Annotated in this window: 12 protein-coding genes; 7 read left to right on the forward strand and 5 right to left on the reverse strand. The window is 68.7% G+C overall.

All coding sequences use genetic code 11. The features are described from left to right. Positions 1–69: 69 nt before the first annotated feature. The 3 genes from L1081_RS16205 to pyrC are packed head-to-tail and all read right to left on the reverse strand — an operon-like array spanning position 70 to position 2,656. Positions 70–810 (reverse strand): DUF3025 domain-containing protein, encoded by a 741-nt coding sequence (locus L1081_RS16205; protein ID WP_489413087.1) that lies wholly within the window; start codon positions 808–810, stop codon positions 70–72. Continuing rightward, positions 807–1,628, reverse strand: a complete 822-nt coding sequence (locus L1081_RS16210; protein WP_489413088.1) for an NYN domain-containing protein — start codon at positions 1,626–1,628, stop codon at positions 807–809. The genes L1081_RS16205 and L1081_RS16210 overlap by 4 nt, the downstream gene beginning before the upstream one ends. Then, positions 1,625–2,656, reverse strand: coding sequence for a dihydroorotase (gene pyrC / locus L1081_RS16215; protein ID WP_489413089.1), 1,032 nt, complete (start codon positions 2,654–2,656; stop codon positions 1,625–1,627). The genes L1081_RS16210 and pyrC overlap by 4 nt, the downstream gene beginning before the upstream one ends. Before the next feature lie 101 nt (positions 2,657–2,757). Between pyrC and L1081_RS16220 the strand changes: the two genes are divergently transcribed. From L1081_RS16220 to L1081_RS16245, 6 genes are all read left to right on the forward strand, one after another. Continuing rightward, on the forward strand, positions 2,758–4,416 hold the full coding sequence (locus tag L1081_RS16220) for an ABC transporter substrate-binding protein (protein WP_489413090.1): 1,659 nt from the start codon (positions 2,758–2,760) through the stop codon (positions 4,414–4,416). Between the two features lie 150 nt (positions 4,417–4,566). Next, the gene (locus L1081_RS16225; RefSeq protein WP_489413091.1) at positions 4,567–5,520 is read left to right on the forward strand and encodes an ABC transporter permease subunit; all 954 of its coding nucleotides are present in this window, start codon (positions 4,567–4,569) and stop codon (positions 5,518–5,520) included. Positions 5,521–5,525: 5 nt separating this feature from the next. Next, positions 5,526–6,434 (forward strand): ABC transporter permease subunit, encoded by a 909-nt coding sequence (locus L1081_RS16230; protein ID WP_489413092.1) that lies wholly within the window; start codon positions 5,526–5,528, stop codon positions 6,432–6,434. Positions 6,435–6,795: 361 nt separating this feature from the next. After that, positions 6,796–7,833, forward strand: coding sequence for an oligopeptide/dipeptide ABC transporter ATP-binding protein (locus tag L1081_RS16235; protein WP_489413093.1), 1,038 nt, complete (start codon positions 6,796–6,798; stop codon positions 7,831–7,833). Between the two features lie 4 nt (positions 7,834–7,837). Beyond that, positions 7,838–8,872, forward strand: coding sequence for an oligopeptide/dipeptide ABC transporter ATP-binding protein (locus L1081_RS16240; protein ID WP_489413094.1), 1,035 nt, complete (start codon positions 7,838–7,840; stop codon positions 8,870–8,872). Positions 8,873–8,909: 37 nt separating this feature from the next. Continuing rightward, a complete protein-coding gene (locus L1081_RS16245; protein WP_489413095.1) occupies positions 8,910–10,091 on the forward strand; it encodes an amidase in 1,182 nt (393 codons plus the stop codon). Positions 10,092–10,192: 101 nt separating this feature from the next. Here L1081_RS16245 and L1081_RS16250 read toward each other — a convergent pair whose 3' ends face one another. Further along, positions 10,193–10,714: an ureidoglycolate lyase gene (locus L1081_RS16250; protein ID WP_489413096.1), complete on the reverse strand. Its 522-nt coding sequence runs from the start codon at positions 10,712–10,714 to the stop codon at positions 10,193–10,195. A gap of 122 nt (positions 10,715–10,836) precedes the next feature. Here L1081_RS16250 and L1081_RS16255 point away from each other — a divergent pair, with 122 nt between their 5' ends. After that, on the forward strand, positions 10,837–11,067 hold the full coding sequence (locus L1081_RS16255; RefSeq protein ID WP_489413097.1) for a hypothetical protein: 231 nt from the start codon (positions 10,837–10,839) through the stop codon (positions 11,065–11,067). On the opposite strand, the gene L1081_RS16260 is transcribed toward L1081_RS16255, so the two are convergent. Continuing rightward, the gene (locus L1081_RS16260) at positions 11,052–11,987 is read right to left on the reverse strand and encodes a LysR substrate-binding domain-containing protein (RefSeq protein WP_489413098.1); all 936 of its coding nucleotides are present in this window, start codon (positions 11,985–11,987) and stop codon (positions 11,052–11,054) included. The two genes, L1081_RS16255 and L1081_RS16260, sit on opposite strands and share 16 nt — an antisense overlap. Positions 11,988–12,084: the final 97 nt, after the last annotated feature.

The raw sequence follows: 12,084 nt of genomic DNA on the forward strand, positions 1-12,084 counted from the left end.
TTTGTTGTTTGGATTTTGAAGGAGGCCGCACCGCAGCCTGCGGGTAGAGCGATGATAGGAGCAAAAGTTCTACGGACCGGGCCTGAAGACCTTGGGATCGTCGTAGAAATCGGCCGCCGCGTTGCCGGCCCACCAGCCGGGCACGCCGAGCACCGGCAGCGGAACGAAGGGTTTTTGCGTCATGTGGCCCGGCGCGAGGCTGCGCGCCAGCGCCCGGTCGCAGGGCGCCACCGGTCCGCCGGCAGCCGGTGGCGGCAGCCGCAGCACATGCGCGGTGAGCGCCTTGCGCGGGGTGGCGAGTTTCTCGAGCAGCGCATGGCCGAATATCCAGAGGCGCGCCTCGGACCACAGCGTGCGCTGCGTCACGAAAAGCGTGTGCCAGTCGCGCGCAGCCAGCGCCTGCCACAGCGGCTCGGGCGCATCGAGCACGGCGCCGTTCTCGTCGAACAGCGTGAGCGCGTCGCGCAGCGGACCGCGCGTGGCGCCAACGCCCGTGCGGGCGATCTCGGCGGCCTGCAGTTCGTTGAGGCGGCGCTTGGCCTGCGGAAAGGCGAGCCAGACGAGGCCGTTGAAGAAGTCGTGCAGGTTGTCGCGCGTCGGCACGGTGCCGGTCTGGAAGATGTGGGCCTCATAGGCCTGCCCTGCGGGCAGATCCGATTGCGGCACGAAGGCGGGCGTGAAACCCGGCGCTGCTTCCCGCTGCAGCGCGGCTGCGACCGAGGTGCGGAGCGCCGTCTGGGCCGCCGCTTCGCCCATGGCGCGATAGGGCGCGAGCCAGGGCCGCGCCCAGTCGACCGCCGCCAGGCTCAAGGCGTGGCGGCTCCGGTCCAGCGGATGCGGTCGGGATGCTGCAGCACGGCGAATTCCGCCGGGAGCTTGTCGAACAGCTTGAGCGAACTGCCGTGCTTGCCGAGCAGCCCGGCCGCGCGCAGGGCCTGGGCCACGTCGTTGAGCGGCACGTCGGCACCGCTGCGCAGCGCGGGTGCCGCCCGCAGGATGAATTCGGCGGCCTCGGAAGGCGGCTGCGGCGCAGGCGGCTTCGCTGCGGCCTTGGCGGTCTTTCGGGCCGGGGCCTTGGCGGCGGTCTTGCGGGCCGGCGCGGCCGCACTCTTTTCGGTCTTTTCCGTCTTGGCCGGCGCACGCTTCGCGGCGACCTTGGCCGCCGCCTTCCTTGCCGGCGCGGTGCGGGGCGCGACCGGGGCGCCGTGGTGCCGCAGGTCGGTGAACTCGTCGTAGACCGCCACGGTCTCTTCGCCGGTCTTGCCCTGCTGGCCCAGGCCGCAGACGCGGCAGCCCTTCTCGCGCAGCCGGATCACGAGCGGCGCGAAGTCGGAATCGGAAGACACGAGCACCACCACGTCGGGACGCTCCGCAATCACGAGATCGATGGCATCGACCGCCAGCGCGATGTCGGTGCTGTTCTTGCCGGCCGAGAGATTGACCATCGGCCGCACCGACAGCCGCTTGAAAAGCGCCTGCTGCTTGAGCGCGGTTTCGGCGTTGCAGTAGGCGCGGCGCACATGAACCGCGCCGTGCTCGGCCAGGGTCCGCTGCATGGCCTGCTCGATCACGTCGGCCGAGACGTTGTCGGCATCGATCAGCAGCATCACGCGCAGCGTGGGCGTCATGCGAGTCTCCAGGCGATGGTTTCGCCGCCGCGCAGCGGCTTGAGCGTGGCGTCGCCGTAAGGCACGGTTTCCGGCACAGTCCAGCTTTCGCGCTTCAGCGTGACGGTGCCGCTGTTGCGCGGCAGGCCGTAGAAGTCGGGGCCGTGGAAGCTCGCGAAGCCTTCGAGCTTGTCGAGCGCGTCCACGCTGTCGAAGGCCTCGGCATAGAGCTCGATGGCGGTCAGCGCGGTGTAGCAGCCGGCGCAGCCGAGCGCATGCTCCTTCAGGTGGGCCGGGTGCGGCGCGCTGTCGGTGCCGAGAAAGAAGCGGTCGCTGCCGCTCGTGGCCGCCTGGACCAACGCCACGCGGTGCGTCTCGCGCTTGAGCACGGGCAGGCAGTAGTAGTGCGGGCGGATGCCGCCGGTGAAGATGGCGTTGCGGTTGTACAGCAGGTGGTGCGCGGTGATGGTGGCAGCCGTGAAGCGGTTGGCATCGCGCACGTAGTGGGCGCCCTCCTGGGTGGTGAGGTGCTCGAACACCACCTTGAGCTCGGGGAAGTCGCGGCGCAGCGGAATCATCACGCGGTCGATGAAGACGGCCTCACGGTCGAACAGGTCGACGGCTGGATCGGTGACCTCGCCATGCACCAGCAGCAGCAAGCCGTGCTTCTGCATGGCTTCGAGCGTCTTGTAGGTGTGGCGGATGTCGGTCACGCCGGCATCGCTGTTGGTGGTGGCGCCGGCCGGGTAGAGCTTGAGCGCGCGCACGCCGGCTTCTGCGGCCAGGGCGATTTCCTCGGGCGGCAGCCTGTCGGTCAGGTAGAGCGACATCACGGGCTCGAAGGCCGTGCCTTCGGGCACCGCCGCGCGGATGCGGTCGCGATAGGCCATGGCCTGCGCCGCGGTGGTGACCGGAGGCCTGAGGTTGGGCATGACCAGCGCGCGGCCGAACTGGCGCGCACTGTGCGGAACCACGGCTTCGAGGGCGGCGCCGTCGCGCACGTGCAGGTGCCAGTCGTCCGGGCGGGTGATGGTGAGGGTGTCTGTCATGGGAGGGCAATTGTCGCATCGCGGCCCCGGAAACACGGCTGGCACACGTCGTGCTTCACCACCGGTTCGATCCCTTTGCCCTTTCACCCCTAGGAGCTCCTGTGAAGCGTGCCGTTCCTGCCTCGATCCTGAAACCCCTGGCCGCCTGCGCGGCGCTCGCCACCCTGGCCTTCGCGGCGCCGGCCCTGGCCCAGGAGAAGACGCTGCGCATCGCCATGACCGCGGCCGACATTCCGCGCACGCTGGGCCAGCCCGACCAGGGCTTCGAGGGCAACCGCTTCACCGGCATTCCGATCTACGACTCGCTCACGCAGTGGGACCTGTCCAAGGCCGACGCGCCGAGCGTGCTGATCCCGGCGCTGGCGAGCTCGTGGGCGGTCGATGCCAAGGACAAGACCAAGTGGGTCTTCAAGCTGCGCCCCGGCGTCAAGTTCCACGACGGCTCGGCCTTCAATGCCGACGCCGTCATCTGGAACGTGCAGAAGGTGCTCGACAAGGACGCGCCGCAGTTCGACCCCAGCCAGGTTGGCGTGACTGCTTCGCGCATGCCCACGCTGCGCACCGCGCGCAAGATCGACGACATGACGGTCGAGCTCACCACCAGCGAGCCCGATGCCTTCCTGCCGATCAACCTGACCAACCTGTTCATGGCCTCGCCGGCGCAGTGGCAGAAGAAGTTCGACGCCGCGGCCGGCGCCACGCCCGCCGACAAGTCCAAGGCCGCCTGGACCGCCTTCGCCGCCGACCCCGCCGGCTCGGGTCCGTTCAAGGTCACGCGCTTCGTGGCCCGAGAGCGCCTCGAACTCGCCGCCAACAAGGCCTACTGGGACGCGAAGCGCGTGCCGAAGATCGACAAGGTCGTGATGCTGCCGATGCCCGAGGCCAATGCGCGCACCGCCGCGCTGCTGGGCGGCCAGGTCGACTGGATCGAGGCTCCCGCGCCCGACGCCATGCCGCAGATCACGCAGCGCGGCTTCAAGATCTATTCCAACGCGCAGCCCCACGTGTGGCCGTGGCAGCTGTCGTTCGCCGAAGGCTCGCCCTGGCTCGACAAGCGCGTGCGCCAGGCCGCCAACCTGTGCATCGACCGCGGCGGCATGAAGCAGCTGCTCGGCGGCATGATGGCCGAGCCCAAGGGCACCGTGCCGCCCGGCCATCCGTGGTGGGGCAACCCCAAGTTCGACATCAAGTACGACGTGAAGGCCGCCCAGGCGCTCATGACGCAGGCCGGCTACTCGGCCGCCAAGCCGATCAAGGTGAAGGTGCAGATCTCCGCCTCGGGCTCGGGCCAGATGCAGCCGCTGCCGATGAACGAATTCGCGCAGCAGTCGCTCAAGCAGTGCTTCTTCGACGTGCAGTTCGACGTGATCGAATGGAACACGCTCTTCACCAACTGGCGCAAGGGCGTGAAGGACCCCTCGGCCAACGGCGCCAACGCGACCAACGTGAGCTTCGCGGCGATGGACCCGTTCTTCGCGATGGTGCGCTTCGTGAGCACCAAGACCTTCCCGCCGGTGTCCAACAACTGGGGCTACTACGGCAACGCCGAGGTCGACAAGCTGGTGGCCGATGCGCGCACCAGCTTCGACGACAAGGCGCGCGACGCCGCGCTGGCCAGGCTGCATGCGCACATCGTGGACGACGCGCCCTTCGTCTGGATTGCGCATGACGTCGGCCCGCGCGCAATGTCGGCCAAGGTCAAGAACGTGGTTCAGCCGAAAAGCTGGTTCATCGACATCGCAACCATGACGATGGACTGACTCCATGGACTCTCCCCCAGGCTTCGCGCACTTCGTGTCGCTTCTCCCTCCCCCTCACCGGGGGCAACACCAGCGGCCCGGCAAAGCCGGTTCCGCGGTGTTCCCCGAAGGGGCTTCGCTGCGCTTGCCTCGCCCTGACGATAGAGCTTCATGTTTTCATATTTGATCCGCCGCGTGGTCTACGCCGTGCCGATCATGGTCGGCGTGGCGCTGGTGTGCTTCCTGCTGGTGCACATTGCGCCCGGCGATCCACTGGTGTCGATCCTGCCGCCCGACGCCTCGGCGGACCTGCAGGCGCAGCTGCGCGAGCTCTATGGCTTCAACCGTTCGCTGCCCGAGCAGTTCGCGATGTGGGTCTGGCGCGCGCTGCATGGCGACCTGGGCGTGTCCATCGCGAGCAACCGCGCCGTGGCGGGCGAGGTGTTCACGGCCGTGGGCAACACGCTGCGGCTCGCGGTGGTGGCGACCTTCATCGGCTTCGTGCTGGGCTGCCTGTTCGGCTTCGTGGCTGGCTACTTCCGCAACTCGTGGCTCGACCGCTTCGCCTCGATGCTGTCGGTGCTGGGCGTGAGCGTGCCGCACTACTGGCTGGGCATGGTGATGGTGATCGTGTTCTCGTCGCAGCTCATGTGGCTGCCTGCCACGGGTGCCGGCCCGGGCGGCTCCAGCGACTGGGCCTGGGACTGGGAGCACCTGCAGTTCCTGATCCTGCCGGCCCTCACGATGTCGGTGATCCCGATGGGCATCATCGCGCGCACCGTGCGCGCGATGGTGGCCGACATCCTCGACCAGGAATTCATCGTCGGCCTGCGCGCCAAGGGTCTCACGCACTTCGGCGTGTTCCGCCACATGGTGAAGAACGCGGCGCCCACGGCCCTCGCGGTGATGGGCCTGCAGCTGGGCTATCTGCTGGGCGGCTCGATCCTGATCGAGACCGTGTTCTCGTGGCCCGGCACCGGCTTTCTGTTGAACTCCGCGATCTTCCAGCGCGACCTGCCGCTGCTGCAGGGAACCATCCTGGTGCTGGCGCTGTTCTTCGTGTTGCTCAACCTGCTGGTCGACGTGCTGCAAACCATGCTCGATCCGCGGATCGCGCGGGCATGACCACCATGAGCGCACTGCCCCTCCCCTCTCCTTCCTCCTCCGCCGACGTGAAGCCGCTGCTGCCGATGCAGCGCTCGCGCGGCTACTGGACCTCGGCGCTGCTGCGGTTCACGCGCGATCCGGTCGCGATGGGTGCCGCGTTGGTGGTGCTGCTGCTGATCGGTCTGGCCGTGTTCGGCCCGTGGCTCGCGCCGGCCGACCCTTATGCCTCCTCGATGCTCAAGCGGCTCAAGCCGATCGGCACCGAGGGCCTGCCGCTGGGCAGCGACGAGCTGGGCCGCGACATGCTGTCGCGCCTGATCGTCGGCGCGCGGCTGTCGCTGTTCATCGGCATCACGCCGGTGATCTGCGCCTTCGTGCTGGGCACGGTGATCGGCATCGTCGCGGGCTACGCGGGCGGTTTTACCAACACGCTGATCATGCGCACCATCGACGTGTTCTACGCCTTTCCTTCGGTGCTGCTGGCGATCGCGCTGTCGGGCACGCTGGGCGCGGGCGTGGTCAATTCGCTGATCTCGCTGACCATCGTGTTCATTCCGCAGATCGCGCGCGTGGCCGAGAGCGTGACCACGCAGGTGCGCACGCGGGACTACGTGGAGGCCGCGCGCGCCTCGGGCGCGAACCCGTTCACGATCGTGCGGGTGCATGTGCTGGGCAATGTGCTCGGTCCGATCTTTGTCTACGCGACGAGCCTGATCGCGGTGTCGATGATCCTGGCCTCGGGCCTGTCGTTCCTGGGCCTGGGCGTGAAGCCGCCGGAGCCGGAGTGGGGCCTGATGCTCAATACGCTGCGCACCGCGATCTATGTGCAGCCGTGGGTCGCGGCACTGCCGGGCGCGATGATCTTCGTCACTTCGATCTCCTTCAATCTCCTATCCGATGGGTTGCGGTCGGCGATGGACAACAAGGGGTAGGGATGGGGTTTCTTTTTGTTCTGCGCGTTGTGTTTGAGTTGCTTCGTTCAGGGCACGCTCCCGCCGACGGGGTACCTTGCTCCGCGAATGTCCTCCGGCCTGCGGCCTCCCCCTTGATTTCGCTGCGCAAGGCACCCCATCGACGGGAGCGTTGGACAGAGCGGTGGTTGATCGGCCGCAAACCGGCGGCGTGTCCAGGTGTACAGGGCATCGGGTGCTCCCCGCAGCGAAATCAAGGAGGAGGCCGAAGGCCGGGGGACATTCGCGGAGGGGAGTACCCGGTGGCCTGTGCACGCGCCCTGAAACAACAGCGCCAAGAACAACAACGCCCAGAACAAAAGCAACAAAGGAGCGCGACAACATGGATGCACTGAAAGACATCGGCGGCCCCGCACAACCGCTGCTCACCATCACAGGACTCGTCAAGCACTTCCCGCTCAAGAAGGATCCGCTGGGCCGCGGCGGTGGCGTGGTGCGCGCGGTCGATGGGGTCGACTTCGAGGTGATCAAGGGCGAGACGCTCGGCGTGGTCGGCGAATCGGGCTGCGGCAAGTCGACCACCGCGCGGCTGCTGATGCAGCTGATTGCACCAACGCGGGGCGAAGTGATCTTCGATGGGCGCGAAGTCGGTGGCCGCGAACTGCCGCTCAAGGAATTCAGGCGCCAGGTGCAGATGGTGTTCCAGGACAGCTACGCCTCGCTCAACCCGCGCCTCACCATCGAAGACTCCGTTGCCTTCGGCCCGCAGGTGCACGGCGTCGGCCGGCGCGAGGCCGTGGCGCGTGCGCGCGACCTGCTCGCGCGCGTCGGGCTCGAGCCGCAGCGCTTTGCCGAACGCTATCCGCACGAGCTCTCGGGCGGGCAGCGCCAGCGCGTCAACATTGCGCGCGCACTCGCGCTGCAGCCGCGCATGGTGATCCTCGACGAGGCCGTGTCGGCGCTCGACAAGTCGGTGGAAGCGCAGGTCATCAATCTGCTGCTCGACCTCAAGGCCGAGTTCGGCCTCACTTATCTGTTCATCAGCCACGACCTCAATGTGGTGCGCTACGTGAGCGACCGCGTGATGGTCATGTACCTGGGCCAGGTGGCCGAGATCGGCCCGGCCGACGCGCTCTACGATGCACCCGCGCATCCCTACACCCGCGCCCTGCTCTCGTCGATGCCCTCGATGGACCCCGACCACCGCACCGAGGAGGCAGCGCTGGCCGGCGACCCGCCGAACCCGATCAACCCGCCCACGGGCTGCCGCTTCCATCCGCGCTGCGCGCTGGCCGCACCGGTGTGCAGCCAGGTGGTGCCCGAGCCCATTGCCACCGGCGCGCGGCATGCGGCGAGTTGCCTGGTCCATGAGCCTGGCAGCGGCCACCCGCTGGCCGTGCCATTGGCCAGGGCGGCGTGAACGCATGACCACGACGACGATGAACAACCCGACTTCTTCCCCCGAGCCGATGGTCCGCCTGCGCGACCTCAGCGTCAGCTTCAGCGGCGGCCGCAAGCCCGTGCACGCAGTCAGCGGCGTGAGCCTGGAGGTGCAGCGCGGCGAGGTGGTCGCGCTGATCGGCGAATCGGGCTCCGGCAAGAGCGTGACCCTGCGCACGCTGCTGCGCCTGCATCCCGAGCGCCGCACGCGCATCGGCGGACAGGTGCAGGTGGCGGGGCGCGACGTGCTCGCGATGTCGACACGCGAACTCGACGACTTCCGCGGCAAGGTCGCCTCGATGATCTTCCAGGAGCCGCTGCTCGCGCTCGATCCGGTGTATTCGGTTGGCGCGCAGATCGTCGAGTCGATCCGCCGCCACGAGTCGGTGAGCAAGGCCGAGGCGCAGCAGCGTGCGCTCGCGCTGTTCGAACGCGTGCGCATTCCGAGCCCCGAACGGCGCCTTTCGGCCTATCCGCACGAGATGTCGGGCGGCATGCGCCAGCGCGCGATGATCGCGCTCGCACTCGCCTGCAAGCCGCAGCTGCTGCTGGCCGACGAGCCGACCACCGCGCTCGACGCCACGGTGCAGATCCAGATCCTGCTGCTGCTGCGCGAGCTGCAGCGCGACCTGGGGCTGTCGGTGATCTTCGTCACGCACGACATCGGCGCCGCGGTCGAGGTGGCCGATCGCATCGCCGTGATGTATGCGGGCCGCATCGTCGAGGAAGGCACAGCGCGCGAGCTGATCCGCTCGCCGCGCCACCCCTACACCATCGCGCTGCTCAAGAGCCGCGCACACGGCGCGCTGGCGCGCGGCGCACGGCTGGAGACCATCGGCGGCGCGCCGCCCGACCTGTCGGCGCTGCCGCCGGGCTGCGCCTTTGCCGAACGCTGCGCGCTCGCCACCGACGCCTGCCGCGCCGCGCAGCCGCTGGTGGTCGAGCTTGCCCCGAAGCACCGCGCGCGCTGCATCCATACCGATGCCGCCGCAGCCATTGCGCCCACGCTGGTCGCCTGACCCGCCCCTGCAACGCACACACACACGACAACACGCCATGCCCCTGCACGATCCCGCCCACGCCTTCGTTCCGTACCCCGACGCGCCGGTGCCGCACGCGCCCACCGGCCCACTGGCCGACCTGAGCTTTGCAGCCAAGGACCTGTTCGACGTGGCCGGCTATCCCACCGGCGGCGGCAGTCCGATCGTGCTCGCGATGTCGGGCATCAAGACCCGCACCGCGCCCACCGTGCAGAAGCTGCTCGATGCCGGTGCGCGCTTCGCGGGCAAGACCGTGACCGACGAGCTCGCGTTCTCGATGAACGGCAACAACGCGCACTTCGGCGCGCCGGTCAACGGTGCCGCGAAAGACCGCATCACCGGCGGCTCGTCGTCGGGCTCGGCCTCGGCCGTGTCCTCGGGCCTGTGCGACTTCGCGCTCGGCACCGACACCGGCGGCTCGGTGCGCGCGCCGGCCAACCATTGCGGGCTGTACGGCCTGCGCCCCACGCACGGCCGCGTGAGCCTCGAAGGCGCGCTGGACCTCGCGCCCAGCCTCGACACCTGCGGCTGGTTCGCGCGCGACATCGGCACCTTCGCGCGCGTGGCCGACGTGCTGCTGGGCACCGACACGGCCGCGCTGCCCGCACGCGTGCGGCTGCTGCGCCCCGAGGACGTGTGGTCGCTGGCCGTGCCGGCCGCGGCCGACGCGCTGGCGGATGCCGCCGCGCGCGTGCAGCGCGTGCTCGGCGATGCGCAGCGCATCGAGGTCGCGCTCGACTCCTTCGATGCGATGTACTGGAACTTCCGCTACGTGCAGGCGCACGAGGCCTGGCTGACCGACGGTCCGCTGATCGAGCGCTACGCGCCGCCGCTGGGCCCGGGCGTGGCCGAGCGCTTTGCCTGGTCGCGCGGCGTGACCGATGCGCAGATCGTTGCCGGCCGCGCCTTTCGCGTCGCCTTCCGCAGCCATCTCGCCAAGCTGCTCGGCAGCGACGGCGTGCTGCTGATGCCGACCATGCCCGACATCGCGCCGCTGCGCAGCGAAAGCGAGGCCGGCCTGGAGGACTACCGCAACCGTGCGATCCAGATGCTGTGCATCGCGGGCCTTGCCGGCCTTCCGCAGCTGTCGATGCCGCTCGCGCAACGCCACGGTGCGCCGCTCGGCATTTCGCTGCTCGGGCCGGCGGGGTCGGACCGTTCGCTGATTGCGTTGGCGGAGCGCATTGCCGGCAGCTGACGAGGCCATCGCGTCCTGGCCCGGGCGACGCTGAGGCCGTCCATCATGGAACAGCAACATGTCGCAAGCCTTGCCAAGACATAGCGGGCCGGCACGGACCCCTAGCCTTTCCAGTCGACGACCACCCGCGCCGCCAGCGCGCAGGTATCGCAATCGACACTCGCCGCAGCCCGCTCCACCACCACGAAGTCGCCCGCATCCACCGCCAGCAGCGCGTGGTGCCAGGTGCCGGGCGCGAGCGTCACGCCCTGCCGCCCGTCGGTGATGAACGCGGCCAGTGCATCGGCCGCGGGCGCCTCGCCGGCCGGCGCCACGACGATGACGAAGCGCCTTTCTCCCAAGGGCACGAAAGTCTGGCTGCCGAGCGCGTGGCGCTCCATCTCCACGACCTCGTGCGGAAAACGCCGCGCCTGCGCACAGAACAGCGCGAGCATCGGCTGGCCGCCCTGCGCGCCGAGCTGCAGGTCGCCGATGAGGTCGAAGCGTTCGGCATTGCCGCCATTGATCGGGCGGCCCTTTTTGCCGGCGGGCGCGGCCAGCACCGTGCCGTAGGGCGCGAAGGCCTGGGGTGTCAGCCGTTGCACCTCGAGCGGCACCAGGACTTGGGAAGCAGCATCGTTCATGCGGCGGAGTACAGCAGAAAACATGCCGATGTCACCGGGCCCGCCTGCGCTTCAAAGAAACAGGCACCAGGCGCTACAGTCGCGAGCTCCTTCTTCCTCACCTGCGCAGTCAGCGCTTCCCGATGCGACGCTCCCTCACCCTCTGCCTTCTCGTTCCGGCTGCTCTTCTTGTCGCAGCATGCGCGTCGGGCCCCGCGCCGCGCGTCAGCTGGCTCGGCGACGGTGTATTCAAGTCGCCCACCGTGCAGGAGGCCGAAGCCTACTGCCGCAACTTCGGCGCACCGATGCGCTTCATCGACCCGAAGGCGGCAGCCGGCGCACTGGCCGGCGAAGTCAGCTACCGCTGCGACTGATCGGCCGGCTCCACCACGCCGGGCGTCCGCACCCGCTCCAGGATGAAATCGATGAAGGTGCGGATCGCCCGCGTGTGCTGCCGGTTGGGCATGTAAAGCATGAACATCTGCGTGCCGAAGATGCTGAGGCGCCAGTCGTCCAGCGTGGTCACCACGTCGCCCTTGCGCACGTCCTCCTGCACCACGTAGTCGGGCACCAGGCCGATACCCAGGCCCGCGAGGATGGCCTGGCGCAGGAATAGAAAATTCTCCGAGATCAGCGTCGGCTCCAGGATCACCTCGCGCCGCACCTCTCCCAGATTCTGGCCCTGGTAGGCCGACACGCGCAGCTGCCGGCCGATGACAGCGGCCGTGACCACGGGTGCGCCCTGCAGTTCGTCGAGCTGCACCGGCAGCGGATGCTTCTCGGCATAGCCGCTTGAAGCGCAGGCCACATAGCGCACCGGCCCCATCTCGCGCGCCACCAGGTTCTGCGGCGGCTCGGGAATCACGCGGATGGCAATGTCGACCTCGTCGCGCAGCAGATCCTCGATGCGGTTCTCGAACACCACGTCGAGCACGATGCCCGGGTACTGCCGCTTGAAATCGATCAGCCAGTCGGCCATGACGAGCTGGCCGTAGCCGCTGGGCACGCTCAGGCGCACACGGCCCTGCAGGCCCTGGCCCAGCGTGGTGACCGATTCCTTCGCGGCCAGCAGCTCGGTCTGGATCGCCACGCCGTGCTGGTACAGGCGCAGGCCGATCTCGGTCGGTTCGGCGCGGCGGGTGGTGCGGCGCACCAGTTGGGCGCCGACCGAGCGCTCGAGCTGGTTCAGGTGATAGCTGACGTTGGCGCGGCTCATCTTGAGCCGGCGCGCGGCTGCGCTCAGGTTGCCGGCGTCAAGGATTTCGACCAGCAGGGTCAGCGATTGGAGATCCATGAGCCGATTGTGTCAAAAATTCTTTGACAGTCTGTCAATGGTCTATGCAATTGTCAAAGCACCGGCACGGGCCAAGAATGCGGGGTTCACCCCAGAG

The organism is Variovorax sp. MSC1_012 (assembly GCF_023667525.1).
GTDB lineage: Bacteria > Pseudomonadota > Gammaproteobacteria > Burkholderiales > Burkholderiaceae_C > Variovorax > Variovorax beijingensis_B.

What these genes read in the sequence shown, in the direction of transcription:
- L1081_RS16210 (WP_489413088.1), bottom strand. Translation starts at nt 1,628, where the DNA reads ATGACGCCCACGCTGCGCGTGATGCTGCTGATCGATGCCGACAACGTC.
- pyrC (WP_489413089.1), bottom strand. Translation starts at nt 2,656, where the DNA reads ATGACAGACACCCTCACCATCACCCGCCCGGACGACTGGCACCTGCAC.
- L1081_RS16225 (WP_489413091.1), top strand. Translation starts at nt 4,567, where the DNA reads ATGTTTTCATATTTGATCCGCCGCGTGGTCTACGCCGTGCCGATCATG.
- L1081_RS16230 (WP_489413092.1), top strand. Translation starts at nt 5,526, where the DNA reads ATGAGCGCACTGCCCCTCCCCTCTCCTTCCTCCTCCGCCGACGTGAAG.
- L1081_RS16235 (WP_489413093.1), top strand. Translation starts at nt 6,796, where the DNA reads ATGGATGCACTGAAAGACATCGGCGGCCCCGCACAACCGCTGCTCACC.
- L1081_RS16240 (WP_489413094.1), top strand. Translation starts at nt 7,838, where the DNA reads ATGACCACGACGACGATGAACAACCCGACTTCTTCCCCCGAGCCGATG.
- L1081_RS16245 (WP_489413095.1), top strand. Translation starts at nt 8,910, where the DNA reads ATGCCCCTGCACGATCCCGCCCACGCCTTCGTTCCGTACCCCGACGCG.
- L1081_RS16250 (WP_489413096.1), bottom strand. Translation starts at nt 10,714, where the DNA reads ATGAACGATGCTGCTTCCCAAGTCCTGGTGCCGCTCGAGGTGCAACGG.
- L1081_RS16255 (WP_489413097.1), top strand. Translation starts at nt 10,837, where the DNA reads ATGCGACGCTCCCTCACCCTCTGCCTTCTCGTTCCGGCTGCTCTTCTT.
- L1081_RS16260 (WP_489413098.1), bottom strand. Translation starts at nt 11,987, where the DNA reads ATGGATCTCCAATCGCTGACCCTGCTGGTCGAAATCCTTGACGCCGGC.